Origin of the sequence: Paraburkholderia sp. SECH2, from assembly GCF_030464795.1 — a bacterium.
Taxonomy (GTDB): Bacteria; Pseudomonadota; Gammaproteobacteria; order Burkholderiales; family Burkholderiaceae; genus Paraburkholderia; species Paraburkholderia aspalathi.
In genome coordinates this window covers 184884-201750 of sequence record NZ_JALPRH010000012.1, presented here as the reverse complement: position 1 = coordinate 201750, position 16867 = coordinate 184884, and the positions used below count along the sequence as shown (strand labels likewise).

Here is a 16867-nt window from a genome sequence, read left to right as displayed (position 1 = left end):
GCTCGAGAAGGTTGCATCTGCAACAGGATGCGGGTGAAGCGTATCCTGTTGCCTCCAACCTTCACACGAGGAGCGCCGCATGCTGAAACCCGATATCGACAGCCTGGTCCCGCACGTTCCCTTCAATCGACGCACCTTCATTAAAGCCGCGCTCGGCACTGGTTTCGCCGCGGCCGTGATGCCAGTGTCGGCGCAAACCATCCATACCGATAGCGACGGCCTTGAAGCCGGCGAGATCGCGGTGCGTTCCGGCGACACGCTGGTGCCGGCGTATCGCGCGCAGCCCAAGGGCAAGACGCACTTGCCGGTGATCATCGTCGTGCATGAGATTTTCGGCGTGCACGAGCATATCGCCGACGTGTGCCGGCGTTTCGCCAAACAGGGTTATCTGGCGATCGCGCCGAACCTGTACGAGCGGCAGGGCGATCCGACTGTTTACACGAGCATGCAGCAACTCAACGAGCAACTGGTCAGCAAGGTGCCGGACGACCAGGTCCTGGGCGACCTCGACGCAACTGTCGCCTGGGCGGGCGAACACGGCGGCGATCTGAACCGGCTGGGTGTGAACGGCTTCTGCTGGGGCGGGCGGATCGCGTGGCTATATGCCGAACACAATCCGCGGCTGAAGGCGGGCGTGGCTTGGTACGGACGCGTAACAGGCCAGAAAACCGCGATGACCCCGGCCAATCCGCTCGATGAAGTGGCGCAGTTGCACGCGCCGGTTCTGGGTCTATACGGCCTGCAAGATCAGAGCATTCCGCAAGACACGCTCGAACAGATGAAACAGGCCGTCGCGCAGGGCCCGCAGGCGGGGCGCGGCTCGCAATTCGTCGTGTACGACGACGCGGGCCACGCCTTTTTCGCGGATTACCGGCCGAGTTACAAGAAAGCCGATGCCGAGGATGGCTGGCGCCGGGCGCTGGTGTGGTTCAAGCAGCACGGGGTCGCCTGAGAGCGCCAGTTCGATACCGTCGGTTGACGCGCCATAACGGCGTGCCGATGCGCTCGGCTAGAAGGATGCAAAAAGGCCGTGGCCGCTGGAAAGCGGCCACGGCCTAATACTAATCGTCCTGCTTGACGGGCTGCTTAAGGATTCGGGCCCGTTGCAACCGGCCGCTTCGGATCAGAACTCCATTCGCTCCACGATCCCGCGTATAACGCCGCGCCATGCATGCCGGCGATCTCCATCGCGAGCGCATTCACGCACGCCGTTACGCCCGAGCCGCATTGCAGCACGACGTGTTCCGGCGACGTGTCGCCCAGCAACGCATGGAATTCCTCACGCAGCGTGTGCGCCGGCTTGTAGCGGCCGTCGGCGGTGAGGTTGTCCTTGAAGAACCGGTTGAGTGCGCCAGGAATATGGCCGCCGACGCGATCCAGCGTTTCGTTTTCACCGCGATAGCGATCGTTCGCGCGCGCATCGACCACGACGCGTTCTTTCGTACCGAGGTTGCGCTCGACGGTCTGGGCGTCGACGGTAACCGAAAGCGGCGCACCCGCTTTGAAGTCGCCCGTGTTTTGTGCCGGGGCGTCCTGCGTCAGCGGCTTACCTGCCGCCTCCCAGGCTTGCAGCCCGCCGTCGAGCAGCGCCACCGCATCGTGGCCGAGCCAGCGCAGCAGCCACCACGCGCGCGCGGCGTACATGCCGCCCTGCGCGTCATATGCGACCACTTGCTGCCCCTGCTTGAGCCCGCGCGACTCCAGCGTCTCCACCAGCCGTGCACGATCCGGCAACGGATGGCGGCCGTTGTGGCCGTTCTTCGGCCCCGACAGATCGCGATCGAGGTTCAAATAATGCGCGCCCGGCAAATGCCCGGCCAGATAGGCTTTTTCGCCTGCCTCGGTGTCCGCCAGATCGAAACGGCAATCGATGACGAACACGCTGCCCGGCGCGGCGGCCAGCCGTTCCGCGAGGTTCGTCGCGGAGATGAGTGTGGTGTAGTGAGTGTGGGGCATGACGTCTCCAGTCCCATGCAAGATGGTTGCGGCGCTTACGCGGCGGCCTGAGGCCGTTAGCGAATGGCCGAACGATACTGATAGTCTAAACAAAAAAAGACGGGCCGAAGCCCGTCTTCCATGTTTTGATGCGGACCGCGCGAATCAGATCGCGCCGAGTTCTCGCCGCAGGAACTCGTGGAAGTGCTGCATGCCATCTTCCATCGGGCTCTGATACGGGCCGACCTGCGATTCGCCGCGTTCCATCAGCGCGCGGCGGCCGGCGTCCATGCGTTCGGCGATCTCGTCGTCTTCGCGGGCCGTTTCCATATAGGCGGCGCGCTCGGCTTCGACGAACTCGCGTTCGAACAGCGCGATTTCTTCAGGGTAATAGAACTCCACCACATTGGTGGTTTTCTGTGGACCGCGCGGAATCAGCCACGACACGACCAGCACGTGCGGATACCACTCGATCATGATGCCCGGGTAATACACCATCCAGATCGCGCCGAAATCAGGCGGATTGCCGCCGCGGAAGCGCAGCACCTCGTCGTGCCATTTGCGGTACGTCGGGCTGCCCGGCTGCTCCAGATCCTTGTGGACGCCGACCGTCTGCACGCTGTACCACTCGCCGAACTCCCACGTCAGATCGTCGCAATTGACGAAGCTGCCAAGGCCCGGATGGAACGGCGCGACGTGGTAGTCCTCCAGATAGACCTCGATGAAGGTCTTCCAGTTGTAATTGCACTCGTGCACTTCGACGTGATCGAACATGAAGCCCGAAAAATCGAAGTGTTGTTTGGTGCCGAGGCGCGCCAGATCCCGCGCGACGTCGCGCCCCTGTGCTTCGAACAGCAGGCCTTGCCAGTTCTGCAGCGGCGTGGCGCCGAGATTCAGGCAGGGGTTATCCGCAAAATGAGGTGCACCGAGGAGCTGGCCATTCAGGTCGTACGTCCAGCGATGCAGGGGACAGACGATGTTCTCCGTCTGGCCGCGGCCGTTGAGCATGATGGCTTGCCGGTGGCGGCAGACGTTCGACAGCAGTTCGACTTGCGACTGCTGGTTACGGACGAGCACACGCCCTTCGCTCTCGCTGGGCAGAGCAAAATAATTTCCCGCTTCGGGCACCATGAGATCGTGGCCGATGTAGCGAGGACCTTTCTTGAAAAGGGTGTCGATTTCGCGCGTTAGAAGCGCTTCGTCAAAGTAAGCCGTGACTGGCAGCTGGCTGTGGACAGACCGCAACTGCAATGCATTGCTCAGATTGGACATTCCCACTCCCGTGAAGACGTGAAAGCAGTGAACAACCCAACCATCGATAGATTCGATTTAGGGAGCCCGCGATTATACCCGATTCCCCCTCCTCGGGGCGCTTAAGTGCCTGATTTGGGTCAAAAATGTCAAGGAAGTTCAAGGTTTTCGCCGCAGACCAATCGTTTTTTTTCTGCGAGACTGAGAGGCGGGCGCGAAGGGCAAAGGCGGGGCGCGGGCTGGCGATGGGATCGGAAATGTCGCTTTTGCCGTAGAATGTCCGACTTGTTTTAATTTTGCGACTATTCATGGCGAAGACCGCGTCGAAAGATACTGCTGCCGCGCCTGCTGAAGGCGTCGATACCACGCCGTTGCCCGAGAACTACGAGGCCGCCCAGGCTGAGCTGGAAGGGTTGGTGGCGCGCATGGAAGGCGGCAATCTCAGCCTCGAGGAATCGCTCACCGCCTACCGGCGCGGTGCGGCGCTCGTCGCGTTTTGCCAGCAGCAGCTCGAGAAGGTCGAGCAACAGGTGCGCGTGCTCGATGGCGAGACGCTGAAGCCGCTGCCTATGAATAGCGCAGGCACAGCCGCTACTGAAAGCGGGGACGACCTATGACATTCGAACAATGGACTCGCTCGGTACTCGAACGTGTCGAATCGGCACTAGAACACTACCTGCCCACGGAAGCGACTGAGCCGGCCAAACTGCATGAAGCCATGCGCTACGCCGTGCTGGGCGGTGGCAAGCGGGTGCGCCCGCTGCTGTGCCACGCGGCCGGCGAACTGACCGGCGCGCGCGCCGAGTGCCTGGACGCGGCCGCGGCGGCGCTGGAAATGATCCACGTGTACTCGCTCGTGCACGACGACATGCCCTGCATGGACGACGACGCGCTGCGTCGCGGCAAGCCCACGGTACACGTCAAGTATGACGAAGCCACGGCGCTGCTGGTCGGCGACGCGCTGCAAGCGCAGGCATTCGTCGCGTTGACGTCGGACGTGCTGGCGCCGGCGCAGCAGGCCGCGCTGGTGCGTGAACTGGCCCTGGCGAGCGGCTCGGTCGGCATGTGCGGCGGCCAGGCTATCGATCTCGCGAGCGTCGGCCATACGCTGACGCGCCCGCAACTCGAAACCATGCACCGGATGAAAACCGGCGCCTTGTTGCGTGCCGCGGTGCGCATGGGCGCGCTGGCGGGCGAAACGCCGAATGCGGACGCCATGCGTTCGCTTGACGCATATGCGGCCGCCGTAGGCCTCGCGTTTCAGGTCGTCGACGATATTCTCGACGTCACGACCGATTCCGCAACGCTTGGCAAGACAGCAGGTAAAGACGCGAAGGACGGCAAGCCGACCTACGTGTCGATTATTGGGCTAGATGCGTCGCGTGCGCTCGCAGCGCAACTGCGCAGCGACGCCCACGCTGCGATTGCGCCGTTTGGTGCGCGCGCGCAGCGTCTTGCCGAATTGGCCGACCTGGTGGTGAACCGGGTTAGCTGAACGCGAAAGCCCGCCGCCGCGCACCTTTGCTACGGGGTGCATGTATGAAGTGCGGGCGCGTAAGTTTTCCTACAATGGAACGACGATGTACGACTTGCTGAAAACTATCGACGACCCGGCAGCCTTGCGCCGCCTCGATCGCCGCCAATTGCAACCGCTTGCCGACGAGTTGCGTGCCTTCGTGCTCGACAGCGTATCGCAGACGGGCGGCCATCTTTCGTCCAACCTCGGCACGGTCGAGTTGACCATTGCTCTGCATTACGTGTTCGACACGCCGCGCGATCGGATCGTGTGGGATGTCGGCCATCAAACCTACCCGCACAAGATCCTGACGGGCCGCCGCGACAAGATGCACACGCTGCGTCAGCTCGGCGGCATCTCGGGCTTCCCGAAGCGCGACGAGTCGGAATACGACACGTTCGGCACCGCGCACTCCAGCACGTCGATCTCGGCCGCGCTCGGTATGGCCGTTGCCAGCAAGCTGCAGGGCGAGAACCGCATGGGCATCGCCGTGATCGGCGACGGCGCGATGACGGCCGGCATGGCCTTCGAAGCGATGAACAACGCCGGCGTCGAAGACGACGTGCCGCTGCTGGTCATCCTGAACGATAACGATATGTCGATTTCGCCGCCGGTCGGCGCGCTGAATCGCCATCTTGCGCGCCTGATGTCGGGCCGTTTCTACGCGGCCGCGCGTGCGGGCGTCGAACGTGTGCTGCGCGTCGCGCCGCCTATGCTCGACCTGGCCCGCAAGCTCGAAGAGCACGCGAAGGGCATGATCGTGCCGGCCACGCTGTTCGAAGAGTTCGGTTTCAACTACATCGGCCCGATCGACGGTCACGACCTCGATTCGCTGATCCCGACGCTGCAGAACATCAAGGAACTGCGCGGTCCGCAATTCCTGCACGTGGTCACGAAGAAGGGCCAGGGCTACAAGCTGGCTGAGGCCGATCCGGTGCTGTATCACGGCCCGGGCAAGTTCAATCCCGCTGAGGGCATCAAGCCCGCTACCACGCCGTCGAAAAAGACGTACACGCAGGTGTTCGGCGAATGGCTGTGCGACGCTGCCGAGCTGGACGCGCGCGTGGTCGGCATTACGCCGGCCATGCGTGAAGGCTCGGGCATGGTCGAGTTCGAGAAGCGCTTCCCGGATCGTTACTTCGACGTCGGCATCGCCGAGCAGCACGCAGTGACGTTCGCCGGCGGCCTGGCTGCCGACGGCATGAAGCCGGTGGTCGCGATTTACTCGACCTTCCTGCAACGTGCTTATGACCAGCTGATCCACGACGTCGCGCTGCAGAACCTGCCGGTGGTGTTCGCCATCGACCGTGCGGGTCTGGTCGGCGCGGACGGCGCCACGCACGCTGGCGCCTACGATCTGGCGTTCATGCGCTGCATCCCGAACATGACGGTGATGGCTGCGTCGGACGAAAACGAATGCCGTCAGATGCTCTACACGGCATTGCAGCAGCCGAACCCGACGGCGGTGCGCTATCCGCGCGGCGCCGGCACGGGCGTGGCAACGGTCAAGCAAATGACGGCGCTGCCGCTCGGCAAGGGCGAGATCCGTCGCGAAACGTCGCAACCGGCCGGCAAGCGGATTGCGATTCTGGCATTCGGCACGATGGTTGCGCCTTCGCTGGCGGCCGCTGAGCAACTGGACGCCACGGTGGCGAACATGCGCTTCGTGAAGCCGCTGGACGCCGAACTGGTCCGTCAGCTGGCCGAAACGCACGATGCCATCGTCACGGTGGAAGAAGGCTGCGTGATGGGCGGCGCGGGATCGGCGTGTGTCGAAGCCCTGCTCGAGAGTGGGGTTATCCGGCCCGTACTACAATTGGGCCTTCCGGATCGCTTCATCGATCATGGGGATCCGGCCAAGTTGCTCGCCGCCTGCGGTCTGGACGCAGCGGGCATCGCCAAGTCGATTCGCGAACGCTTTCTTTCCAGCGGCGCGGTCGCTGGCCAATCCTCGGTGAAGCGCGTCGCTTGATTGCGGCACTTAGCTGCGTGGAATGGCTGAGTCGTTCAGCTGCACTGCCGTGCGCTACGCCGCGGCTATAGCGGCCATAGCAATCTCCAACTTGAGTCGATGGACCTTCGGGTCCATCATCCAACGCCGGCAGGGGCCGGCGTTTGCCATTGCGCGACTTGATGCGCACGGCCGTTGAGTGCCCTCAAACGTGTCGCTTTGCGACACCCGCCAATGGGGCGATCCTCCAATCCTTGAAGGGGCTTCCTTCGGAGCGGGGGACTTCCCGCGGAGCGGAAAACATGGGACGGCCCAGCGTTTCCTGAAAGGACAAGAATATGAACCAGATGAATCCCGCCTTTGTGATGCCCGACGTGCAGAGCACGCCCGATACGCGTCAGATTCCGATTCAACGAGTCGGCGTCAAGGCAGTGCGCCATCCGTTGACGGTGCGCACGCAAGGCGGCGAAGTGCAGCCTTCCGTGGGCACGTGGAATCTCGACGTGCATCTGCCCGCCGATCAGAAGGGCACGCACATGTCGCGCTTCGTTGCGCTGCTTGAAGAGAACAAGGCGCCGCTCGAGGCGGCCACGTTCCGCACCATGCTCGCCGCAATGCTGGAAAAGCTCGAGGCCGAGGCGGGCCGCATCGAAGTGTCGTTCCCGTACTTCGTGAATAAGACCGCGCCGGTGTCGGGCGTGCAAAGTCTGCTCGACTACGAAGTGACGTTGACGGGCGAGACCCGCAACGGCGCGACGCGTCTGTTCCTGAAAGTGCTGGTGCCGGTCACGAGCCTGTGCCCGTGCTCGAAGAAGATTTCGCAGTATGGCGCGCACAACCAGCGCTCGCACGTCACGATCAACGCCGAACTGGTGGGCGACGTGGCGGTGGAAGAGCTAGTTCGTATCGCTGAAGAAGAAGCCTCGTGCGAACTGTGGGGCATGCTCAAGCGTCCGGACGAGAAGTTCGTCACCGAACGCGCTTACGAGAATCCAAAGTTCGTCGAAGACCTGGTGCGTGACGTTGCGCAACGTCTGAATGCGGACGAGCGCATCGTCGCGTATGTGCTCGAAGCTGAAAACTTCGAATCGATTCACAATCACAGCGCGTATGCAGTGATCGAGCGGGATAAGCGGGTGGCGTGATCACACTCCGCCTTCTTGATTGCCGCAAATAGAAAAAGCCGCTTTCGAAGCGGCTTTTTCTATGGCGTTGCCATTGTCATCGCGTGGTCCGGTCTGCGGCGGGCGTCGCGGGCTCGTTACAGGTTCAGCGTGCGAGGGACGTCAGATCCCAGCGCGGCTTCACGGTGAACGCGTAGTCTTTACCCGATTGATCGGGCCAGCGTTGCAATCGCAATGCGCCGGCCAACGCGATCATCGCGCCGTTGTCCGTACACAGCGATAAATCCGGGTAGTGCACAAAGAAATTGCGCTTCTTCGCCGCGGCGGAAAGGGCTTCGCGCAGTTGCCGGTTCGCGCCGACACCGCCTGCCACCACCAGCCGATTAAGCTTGGTCCGTTTGAGCGCGGCCAGCGATTTCGCCGCCAGCACTTCCACGGCTGCGTCGACGAAACCGCGCGCCAGATCCGCTTTTGCCTGCTCGCAAATATTCGCGCCGCCGAGCTTCTTCGCGTGCGTGAGAACAGCGGTCTTCAGCCCGCTGAAGCTGAAATCGAGGTCGCCGGAATGCAGCATGGGACGCGGCAGGACCACTGCGCCGGGCGTGCCGAATTCCGCCATTCGCGACACTTCCGGGCCGCCCGGATAACCGAGGCCCAGCAGCTTGGCGGTTTTGTCGAAAGCTTCGCCGGCCGCGTCGTCCAGCGTTTCGCCGAGCGTCTCGTAGACGCCCACATCCGTGACGCGCATCAACTGCGTATGACCGCCCGACACCAGCAGTGCGACGAACGGAAAAGGCGGCGGCTCGTCCACCAGCAACGGCGACAGCAAATGCCCTTCGAGGTGGTGAATGCCGATGGTCGGCTTGTCCCACGCCATGGCCAGCGAATTCGCCACGCTCGCGCCGACCAGCAGCGCGCCCGCGAGGCCGGGGCCTTGCGTATAGGCGATCGCGTCGATGTCGCCGCGCGCCGTGCCGGCGCGTTCCATCACCTCTTCGAGCAGCGGCAGTGCACGCCGGATATGGTCGCGCGACGCCAATTCCGGCACCACGCCACCGTACTCCCGGTGCATCGCAATTTGCGAATGCAGCGCGTGCGCGAGCAGGCCGCGCTCTGTGTCGTAGAGCGCGAGACCGGTTTCGTCGCAGGAGCTTTCGATGCCGAGAACGAGCATGATGGGTGGGTCGCGGGTGGGTTGGAGCGGGCACGGGAGCGAAGCCGCTCCGGCGTCCAAAAGTGAAAAGGCAAGCCTGAAAGTATAGCAGCGCGGGCAGGCGGCCGCAGGCGCGCAGGTACAATGCGGCCCCATGGAATCCTTCGATATCGCAGTGATCGGCGCGGGTGCGGCCGGCATGATGTGCGCGGCCGTGGCCGGGCAACTCGGCCGTCGCGTGGTGCTGATCGACCACTCGCAGCGACTCGCGGAGAAAATCCGCATTTCCGGCGGCGGCCGGTGCAACTTCACGAATCTGTATGCCGGGCCGGCCAATTATCTGTCGGCCAATCCTCATTTTTGCCGCTCGGCGCTGGCGCGCTACACGCCGCGTGACTTCATGGCGCTGCTTAAGCGCCATCACGTGACGTGGCACGAGAAGCACAAGGGGCAGCTGTTCTGCGACCAGTCGAGCGACGCGGTCATCAATGTGCTGAAGAACGAGTGCGACGCGGGCCGCGTCGCGTGGCGCACGCCGCTCACGGTCGAACAGGTGCGGCATGACGCCGAAGGACGGTTCACGCTGGACACCCACTCGGGTCCGATCACGGCCCGCGCGCTCGTAGTGGCGACCGGCGGCCTGTCGATCCCCAAGATCGGCGCGACTGATTTCGCCTACCGTCTCGCCAAGCAATTCGGCCACAAGCTGATCGACACGCGCCCTGCGCTGGTTCCGCTGACCTTTGCTCCGGCCGACTGGGAGCCGTTCTCGGCGCTCTCCGGCGTGTCGCTCGAGGTCCAACTGGCGACCGGCAACAAGAAGACCGGTGCCGAATTCAACGAGGATCTGCTGCTCACGCACCGCGGCCTGTCGGGCCCGGGGGTTCTGCAGATTTCGAGCTACTGGCAGCCCGGCGAGCCGATTCACATCAATTTGCTGCCCGAGCAGGACGCCACCACCGCATTGCTGGAAGCCAAAACCGGCACGAAGCGCCAGATCGCCAATCTGCTCTCGGAATGGGTGCCGCAACGGCTCGCCCACGTCTGGCTGGAAACCCACCAGATTCCCGCCGAAGCGCGCGTGGCCGATCTGCCGGATAAGACGCTGCGCCGCATCGGTGAGGCCTTGTCGCGCTGGACGCTCACCCCGAACGGCACCGAAGGCTACCGCAAGGCCGAGGTCACGCGCGGCGGTATCGATACGTGTGACCTGTCGTCGGCGACGATGATGAGCGCCCGCACGCCGGGTTTGTACTTCATCGGCGAGGCGGTCGACGTGACTGGCTGGCTCGGCGGCTACAATTTCCAGTGGGCGTGGGCCTCCGGCGTGGCGGCCGGCCAGGCGTCGGCGGAGTACGTTTTAGGGGCTTGACGGCGCAATGGCTTTGTGAGAAAGCTCTGCTATACTCCTGAACCTTTACAAAGTTCCGTTATTGAAAAATGACGACCATCCACGTAAAAGACAACGAGCCGTTTGAAGTTGCCATGCGCCGCTTCAAGCGCACGATGGAGAAAAACGGGCTGCTAACGGAACTTCGTGCCCGGGAGTTTTACGAAAAGCCTACGGCTGAGCGCAAGCGCAAGAAGGCGGCTGCGGTTAAGCGTCATTTCAAGCGTCTGCGTGGCCAGATGCTGCCAAAGAAGTTCTACTGATTCTGGCGTTGCCGCGGTTCCCGTTGAACGGAGCGGCGACATCCAACGGTGACGGCACAGCAGGTGCCATCGCGGAAAACACGGCCCTTCGGGCCAGCCGGCAGGGTCGCATCCACTACGCAAAATTGCGCCAACCCGCTTGAGGAAGCAGTCCCAAGCGGGCGTTTGTGTTGGATGCAGCGTACTGGTACGGCGCATGGGTGCCGTAAGCGGCCGGTTTTTAAATTTTCAACGCATTCAGGTGAGTGATGAGCCTCAAGGACCAGATCAACGACGACATGAAAGCGGCCATGCGGGCGCGTGAGACCGAGCGTCTCGGCACGATCCGGCTGCTGCTCGCGGCGGTCAAGCAACGCGAAGTCGACGAACGCGTCGTCCTTGACGACGCGGCGATCACCGCCGTCATCGACAAGATGATCAAGCAGCGCAAAGACTCGATCAGCCAATTCGAAGCCGCTGGCCGCACGGATCTGGCCGATAAGGAAAAGGCCGAACTGGCCATCCTGTCCGCCTATATGCCGGCGCAGATGTCCGAAGCGGAGATCGTTGCAGAAGTTCAGGCCGCGGTTGCGCAAACCGGCGCTGCCGGCCCGCAGGACATGGGCAAGGTGATGGGCGTGCTCAAGCAGAAGTTGGCCGGCCGCGCCGACATGACCGCTGTCTCGGCGCAAGTCAAAGCCGCGCTCGCGAAGTAATCCTTGTATTTCCGGTCTGAGCGCGCCGTTGTTCGACGGCGTGCACAGCCTTGAGCTTTTTAGGTAGCGTCATTCACTGTGATTCCACCGTCATTCCTGCAGGATCTGCTCAACCGCGTCGATATCGTCGACGTGGTCGGCCGGTATGTGCAGTTGAAAAAGGGCGGCGCGAACTTCATGGGGCTGTGCCCGTTTCACAACGAGAAGAGCCCTTCGTTTACGGTTAGTCCGACTAAACAGTTCTATCACTGCTTCGGCTGCGGCGCGCACGGTACGGCCATCGGCTTCCTGATGGAGCATGTCGGCTCCACGTTTCCAGAGGCGGTCAACGAACTCGCGCAATCGGTCGGGTTGACCGTGCCGAACGAGCCTTCGCCGGGCTATGGCGGCGGTGGAGGCTCCGGCGGGTATTCGCCGGGTGCGTCCAAGGCGGTGACCACGGCGCTGTCCGATGTCATGCAGACTGCCTGCGATTTCTACCGCAAGCAGCTGCGCGGCGCGCCGGTCGCGATCCAGTACCTGAAGAAACGCGGCCTAACCGGCGAGATCGCCGCCCGTTTCGGCCTCGGCTATGCACCGGACGGCTGGCAGAACCTCGAACCCGCATTCCCCAACTATCGGGATGATTCGCTGGTCGAATCGGGTCTTGTGATCGTCAGCGAAAAGTCGGACGCGCAAGGCCAGAACCGCCGCTACGACCGCTTTCGCGAGCGGATCATGTTCCCGATACGCAATGTGAAAGGGCAGGTGATCGGCTTCGGCGGACGCGTGCTGGACGGCGGCGAACCCAAGTATTTGAATTCGCCGGAAACGCCTCTATTTAACAAAGGCAGCGAGCTGTACGGGCTGTTTGAGGCCCGTTTGGCGATTCGCGAACAGCATTACGTGCTGGTGGTCGAAGGCTACATGGACGTGGTCGCGCTGGCCCAATTGGGGTTCCAGAACGCGGTCGCCACGCTCGGCACGGCCTGCACGCCGATTCATGTGCAGAAACTGATGCGCCAGACCGATACGGTCATCTTCAGCTTCGACGGCGATTCGGCGGGGCGCCGCGCCGCGCGCCGGGCGCTGGACGCCTGCCTGCCGCACGCGGCGGACAACCGGACCATCCGGTTCCTGTTTTTGCCGTCCGAGCACGATCCGGACAGCTACGTGCGTGAATTCGGCACGGAAGCGTTCGCTGAGCAGGTCGAGCGCGCCATGCCGCTGTCGCAGTTCATGCTAAATGAGGTGCTGACCGGCAAGGAGCTGGACCAGCCGGAGGGCCGCGCCCGCGCGCTGTTCGACGCGAAGCCGCTGCTGCAGCAGCTGCCGGCCAATGCGTTGCGCGCGCAGATCATGCATATGTTTGCCGACCGGCTCGACGTGCCGTTCGAGGAAGTCGCCGCTTTATGCGAAGTCGACGCCCGGATCGCGGCGGCCGCCCGATCGGCGCCAGCCCGCAAGGACCGGCGCAGTGTGACCGGGATCGAAGAAAAAACGCTGCGCAATCTGGTGATGTATCCGCGCACGGTGGCAGTGCTCGACGAGGAGGCCGAACAGGCGCTTCTGAGCGTCACGCGGCACGGCGAACTGTTCGAAGAAGTGACGACGCATGCGCGTGCGCTGGGCGATTCGGCGGAGTTTCAGTTGCTGTCCGACCTATTGCGAAACGGCGCAAATGCCCCAACTTTCGAGGAAATCTTTCGCAAAATTCTAGACTATGATGAAAACGTCCGGGATTTGCTGCTGAAGGACCCGGAGGATGCGACCGTCATCGAGGAACGGCGCGAGCAGGAACGGATCGTCGGAGAGGAACTGAAAGCGGCGATTCTGAAGATGCGATACGACGCTTACTGCGATCGCCTCGAGCAGCTTTCGCGGCAATCCCGGCACACGCCGGAGGAGTTTGCGGAGCTGACGGGCCTGAATCAGAAGCGGGCTGAGATGAAGCGGCAGCTCGGGCTGTAAGCGGGATGGCAGAAAGCTGAGTGCTATAATAAAAGGTTTCTAGCGGTTTGTTTTTTCAATGGTTTTCCTAGCAAAGGCGAAAAGGCGATTGCGATGGCAAAGACACCAGGCGGAAAAAAAGCAACGGGCACAGGTTCGAATGAGCCGACCAGAAAGGTCACCGAGGCCAAGTTAGCTTCTTCCCCCAGAAAAACGTCTGCCGCAAGCGTCACACCTGCTGCCGGGAAGAAACCCTCGACCACTTCCGCTGCGCGAGCGGAGCCGGTCAGGGCGGCGAAAGCTGTACCACCACCGGCCGCAAAACGGCCGGGTGTCAGAAGCGCAAGGGAAGCGCCTGCCGCGCAGGACGATGCGGTAGAGCGTGAGACTCCAGTATCCACGGTTCAACCGGCTGTTGTCCAACAGCCGCGAGTCGAGACTACAGCCGGTACGACGAACTCCATGACGAAAAAGCTTAACGAAACACCCGTCGACGACGACGCAACCCAAAGCGAAGAAACCCCTGCGGCCGTTCCCGGCAAGGTGGAAAAGGTCAAGGCTCGCGATCGTCGTGCAAAGGAAAAAGCGCTGCTGAAGGACGCGTTTGCGTCGTCGCAGCCGGGCACCGTCGAGGAACTCGAAGAGCGCCGCGCCAAACTGCGCGCGTTGATCAAGCTCGGCAAGGAGCGCGGCTTCCTCACGTACGCGGAAATCAACGACCACCTCCCGGACAACTTCACCGAGACCGAGGCGATCGAAGGCATCATCAGCACGTTCAACGACATGGGCGTGGCTGTGTACGAGCAGGCGCCGGATGCTGAAACGCTGCTGTTGAACGACAACGCACCCGCTGCTTCGTCAGACGACGAAGTGGAAGAGGAAGCGGAAGTCGCGCTCTCCACCGTCGACTCGGAATTCGGCCGCACCACCGACCCGGTCCGCATGTACATGCGTGAAATGGGTACGGTCGAACTGCTGACGCGCGAAGGCGAAATCGAAATCGCGAAGCGGATCGAAGACGGCCTCAAGCACATGGTGATGGCGATCTCCGCGTGCCCGACCACGATCGCCGATATTCTGGCAATGGCCGAGCGCGTCGCGAACGAGGAAATCCGTATCGACGAACTGGTCGACGGCCTGATCGACGCCAACGCGGAAGATGCAGACGGCTTCTCGGCGCAGGAAGCAGAAGCGATCGAAAGCGAAGACGAGGAAGTCGAGGAAGAGGAATCGGACGACGAGGAAGAAGACGACGGCGCGGCGCAAGCCACGGCCAACGCTGCGCAGATGGAAGCGCTCAAGCGTGCGTCCCTCGAGAAGTTCGCCATGATCAGCGAATGGTTCGACAAGATGCGTCGTGCGTTCGAGAAGGAAGGCTACAAGTCCAAGTCGTATCTGAAGGCGCAGGAAACGATCCAGAACGAGCTGATGACGATCCGCTTTACCGCGCGTACCGTCGAGCGTCTGTGCGACACGTTGCGTGCGCAAGTGGACGAAGTGCGTCAGGTCGAGCGTCAGATTCTGCATACGGTGGTCGACAAGTGCGGCATGCCGCGTGCGGAATTCATCGCGCGTTTCCCGGGCAGCGAAACGGATCTGGAATGGGCCGACAAGATCGTCGGCGAAGGTCACGCGTATAGCGCGATCCTCACGCGTAACATTCCGGCCATTCGCGAACAGCAGCAACGTCTGCTGGACCTGCAGGCGCGTGTTGTGTTGCCGCTGAAGGACCTGAAGGAAACCAACCGTCAGATGGCGGCCGGCGAACTGAAGGCGCGTCAGGCAAAGCGTGAAATGACCGAGGCGAACTTGCGTCTCGTGATCTCGATCGCGAAGAAGTACACGAACCGTGGCCTGCAGTTCCTGGACTTGATCCAGGAAGGCAACATCGGCTTGATGAAGGCGGTGGACAAGTTCGAATATCGTCGCGGCTACAAGTTCTCCACGTATGCAACGTGGTGGATCCGTCAGGCCATTACGCGTTCGATCGCTGACCAGGCGCGTACGATCCGGATTCCGGTTCACATGATCGAAACGATCAACAAGATGAACCGCATCTCGCGTCAGATCTTGCAGGAAACCGGTCTCGAGCCGGATCCGGCAACGCTGGCCGAGAAGATGGAAATGCCGGAAGACAAGATCCGCAAGATCATGAAGATCGCGAAGGAGCCGATCTCGATGGAAACGCCGATCGGTGACGACGACGATTCGCATCTGGGCGACTTTATCGAAGATACGAACACGGTCGCGCCGGCCGACGCTGCACTGCATGCCAGCATGCGCGATGTCGTGAAGGACGTGCTCGACTCGCTGACGCCGCGCGAAGCGAAGGTGCTGCGCATGCGTTTCGGTATCGAGATGAGCACCGATCACACGCTCGAAGAAGTCGGCAAGCAGTTCGACGTGACGCGTGAACGGATCCGTCAGATCGAGGCAAAGGCGCTGCGCAAACTGCGTCACCCGAGCCGTTCGGACAAGCTGAAGTCGTTCCTCGAAGGGAATTGATCGAAGCAGGCGGTCGTGGGAAACGATGTAGCTGTTTGAAGGGGTCTTCGGGCTGTTTCGCTTGGGCGAAGCGGTTGCGAAGGCCCCTTTTTCGTGTAGTATGTCGGCCAATCAACGAATTGGCCCGGCCTTCATGACCGGGTCTTTTTCTTGGGCCGGACGCCGTGCTGGTTGCAGGCAGCGGACTCATAATCCGCCTCCGAAAGGACACCGTCGGTTCGACTCCGACCCGGCCCACCATAGATGTAAAGAAGGGTTCCGAGTTTTCGGAACCCTTTTTGTTTTGTGGTGAGAATTCAATATCAGATGCGGCAATATGCCGCTTATTAAGCGTCGCATGTTCCCGCGCAATATCACGCTTCACTTCGTCGAGATGAGATCGGCGAACCTGGCGCAAGCGTGCTCCGACTCTTAACGCCTAACTGGTCCATGGCAGACCATATGGAGGGCAGGCAACCGGCGCCGGGGCGGTAAGGGAAACTCCGTGTAAAAAAAGTGCACGGCTGTGCCGTTAAATGAATACGGAAGGCTGTTCGATGTATGCCGTCCGCTTTCAGCACGGGTTCTTGTCACGCGGCGGCCGGCGCCGCAGCTCACCTCCGGGCAATGCCCCTGCTGAAGGCTTCCACCTCGTCTGACTCCGCCTAACTCCACTTCACCAAACTGTTCGATAATTCACAGCCCGCGTTAATCACAGCTAATGCAGATATCCGTTCCCCGGGATATTCGAGGAATAAATCGACGACTGCATTAATTCAATTAAGTTCCCGCTTTTCCAAAATAAATTTACACCGCGTTGAATTAGGCCTATCGCAATTGCCTGATTGTCGAGCAATCAGATGTCTCTCATTTTTCAAACGTTCCGACCCGATTACGTCACGCATATTAAATGCTGTTGCATTCACACAACTTTAATATTGAGATGTTGCGGATAACTTTTGTCCAGAGCAGGCATACATTCGTCCACATTTTGCGATAAGCGTATGAAAGATAAAGACTTAATGCCTATCTTGATTTGATTGTTGCGGATTCTGAAAAATCCTGTTGCGTAAATTGCGGGCGTTGCTACTAGGGTCTCCACCTACACTCACGCTTCGTTTCAAGGGTGCCCAGCTGATCCGGAACGGTTCGGCGAACAGGGCGGCAGCGAATGAT

The 16867-nt window shown here is 61.6% G+C and carries 13 protein-coding genes and 1 tRNA gene; 11 read left to right on the top strand and 3 right to left on the bottom strand.

The features are described from left to right. Window positions 1–79: 79 nt before the first annotated feature. On the top strand, window positions 80–952 hold the full coding sequence (locus M0D66_RS21080; RefSeq protein WP_266211492.1) for a dienelactone hydrolase family protein: 873 nt from the start codon (window positions 80–82) through the stop codon (window positions 950–952). A gap of 134 nt (window positions 953–1086) precedes the next feature. On the opposite strand, the gene M0D66_RS21075 is transcribed toward M0D66_RS21080, so the two are convergent. Together M0D66_RS21075 and M0D66_RS21070 are read right to left on the bottom strand one after the other, a co-directional pair. Further along, window positions 1087–1956, bottom strand: coding sequence for a sulfurtransferase (locus M0D66_RS21075; RefSeq protein ID WP_093634996.1), 870 nt, complete (start codon window positions 1954–1956; stop codon window positions 1087–1089). Window positions 1957–2100: 144 nt separating this feature from the next. After that, on the bottom strand, window positions 2101–3207 hold the full coding sequence (locus M0D66_RS21070) for an SRPBCC family protein (protein ID WP_093634997.1): 1107 nt from the start codon (window positions 3205–3207) through the stop codon (window positions 2101–2103). 287 nt (window positions 3208–3494) lie between these two features. On the opposite strand from M0D66_RS21070, the gene M0D66_RS21065 reads away from it, so the two are divergent. The 4 genes from M0D66_RS21065 (at window position 3495) to folE2 (ending at window position 7798) form a co-directional block, all read left to right on the top strand. Then, window positions 3495–3803, top strand: coding sequence for an exodeoxyribonuclease VII small subunit (locus tag M0D66_RS21065; RefSeq protein WP_054034828.1), 309 nt, complete (start codon window positions 3495–3497; stop codon window positions 3801–3803). Continuing rightward, on the top strand, window positions 3800–4681 hold the full coding sequence (locus M0D66_RS21060) for a polyprenyl synthetase family protein (RefSeq protein WP_093634998.1): 882 nt from the start codon (window positions 3800–3802) through the stop codon (window positions 4679–4681). The genes M0D66_RS21065 and M0D66_RS21060 overlap by 4 nt, the downstream gene beginning before the upstream one ends. Before the next feature lie 85 nt (window positions 4682–4766). After that, window positions 4767–6674, top strand: coding sequence for a 1-deoxy-D-xylulose-5-phosphate synthase (gene dxs / locus M0D66_RS21055; RefSeq protein ID WP_093634999.1), 1908 nt, complete (start codon window positions 4767–4769; stop codon window positions 6672–6674). Window positions 6675–6991: 317 nt separating this feature from the next. Next, window positions 6992–7798, top strand: a complete 807-nt coding sequence (gene folE2 / locus M0D66_RS21050) for a GTP cyclohydrolase FolE2 (RefSeq protein WP_200617368.1) — start codon at window positions 6992–6994, stop codon at window positions 7796–7798. A 124-nt stretch (window positions 7799–7922) separates the two neighbouring features. Here the strand turns inward: folE2 and tsaD are convergent, their stop codons facing one another. Beyond that, window positions 7923–8951, bottom strand: coding sequence for a tRNA (adenosine(37)-N6)-threonylcarbamoyltransferase complex transferase subunit TsaD (gene tsaD / locus M0D66_RS21045; protein ID WP_211699759.1), 1029 nt, complete (start codon window positions 8949–8951; stop codon window positions 7923–7925). Between the two features lie 133 nt (window positions 8952–9084). Between tsaD and M0D66_RS21040 the strand changes: the two genes are divergently transcribed. From M0D66_RS21040 to M0D66_RS21015, 6 genes are all read left to right on the top strand, one after another. Next, window positions 9085–10302: an NAD(P)/FAD-dependent oxidoreductase gene (locus M0D66_RS21040; protein WP_266211491.1), complete on the top strand. Its 1218-nt coding sequence runs from the start codon at window positions 9085–9087 to the stop codon at window positions 10300–10302. Window positions 10303–10370: 68 nt separating this feature from the next. Then, the gene (gene rpsU / locus M0D66_RS21035) at window positions 10371–10583 is read left to right on the top strand and encodes a 30S ribosomal protein S21 (protein WP_054034832.1); all 213 of its coding nucleotides are present in this window, start codon (window positions 10371–10373) and stop codon (window positions 10581–10583) included. 248 nt (window positions 10584–10831) lie between these two features. Next, window positions 10832–11278 (top strand): GatB/YqeY domain-containing protein, encoded by a 447-nt coding sequence (locus M0D66_RS21030; protein WP_256457337.1) that lies wholly within the window; start codon window positions 10832–10834, stop codon window positions 11276–11278. Window positions 11279–11356: 78 nt separating this feature from the next. Next, window positions 11357–13228 (top strand): DNA primase, encoded by a 1872-nt coding sequence (gene dnaG, locus M0D66_RS21025; protein WP_093635003.1) that lies wholly within the window; start codon window positions 11357–11359, stop codon window positions 13226–13228. 93 nt (window positions 13229–13321) lie between these two features. Beyond that, window positions 13322–15712, top strand: coding sequence for an RNA polymerase sigma factor RpoD (rpoD, locus tag M0D66_RS21020; RefSeq protein WP_093635004.1), 2391 nt, complete (start codon window positions 13322–13324; stop codon window positions 15710–15712). Between the two features lie 152 nt (window positions 15713–15864). Next, a tRNA-Ile gene (locus M0D66_RS21015) sits at window positions 15865–15952 on the top strand. Window positions 15953–16867: the final 915 nt, after the last annotated feature.

What these genes read in the sequence shown, in the direction of transcription:
- M0D66_RS21080 (WP_266211492.1), top strand. Translation starts at nt 80, where the DNA reads ATGCTGAAACCCGATATCGACAGCCTGGTCCCGCACGTTCCCTTCAAT.
- M0D66_RS21075 (WP_093634996.1), bottom strand. Translation starts at nt 1,956, where the DNA reads ATGCCCCACACTCACTACACCACACTCATCTCCGCGACGAACCTCGCG.
- M0D66_RS21070 (WP_093634997.1), bottom strand. Translation starts at nt 3,207, where the DNA reads ATGTCCAATCTGAGCAATGCATTGCAGTTGCGGTCTGTCCACAGCCAG.
- M0D66_RS21065 (WP_054034828.1), top strand. Translation starts at nt 3,495, where the DNA reads ATGGCGAAGACCGCGTCGAAAGATACTGCTGCCGCGCCTGCTGAAGGC.
- M0D66_RS21060 (WP_093634998.1), top strand. Translation starts at nt 3,800, where the DNA reads ATGACATTCGAACAATGGACTCGCTCGGTACTCGAACGTGTCGAATCG.
- dxs (WP_093634999.1), top strand. Translation starts at nt 4,767, where the DNA reads ATGTACGACTTGCTGAAAACTATCGACGACCCGGCAGCCTTGCGCCGC.
- folE2 (WP_200617368.1), top strand. Translation starts at nt 6,992, where the DNA reads ATGAACCAGATGAATCCCGCCTTTGTGATGCCCGACGTGCAGAGCACG.
- tsaD (WP_211699759.1), bottom strand. Translation starts at nt 8,951, where the DNA reads ATGCTCGTTCTCGGCATCGAAAGCTCCTGCGACGAAACCGGTCTCGCG.
- M0D66_RS21040 (WP_266211491.1), top strand. Translation starts at nt 9,085, where the DNA reads ATGGAATCCTTCGATATCGCAGTGATCGGCGCGGGTGCGGCCGGCATG.
- rpsU (WP_054034832.1), top strand. Translation starts at nt 10,371, where the DNA reads ATGACGACCATCCACGTAAAAGACAACGAGCCGTTTGAAGTTGCCATG.
- M0D66_RS21030 (WP_256457337.1), top strand. Translation starts at nt 10,832, where the DNA reads ATGAGCCTCAAGGACCAGATCAACGACGACATGAAAGCGGCCATGCGG.
- rpoD (WP_093635004.1), top strand. Translation starts at nt 13,322, where the DNA reads ATGGCAAAGACACCAGGCGGAAAAAAAGCAACGGGCACAGGTTCGAAT.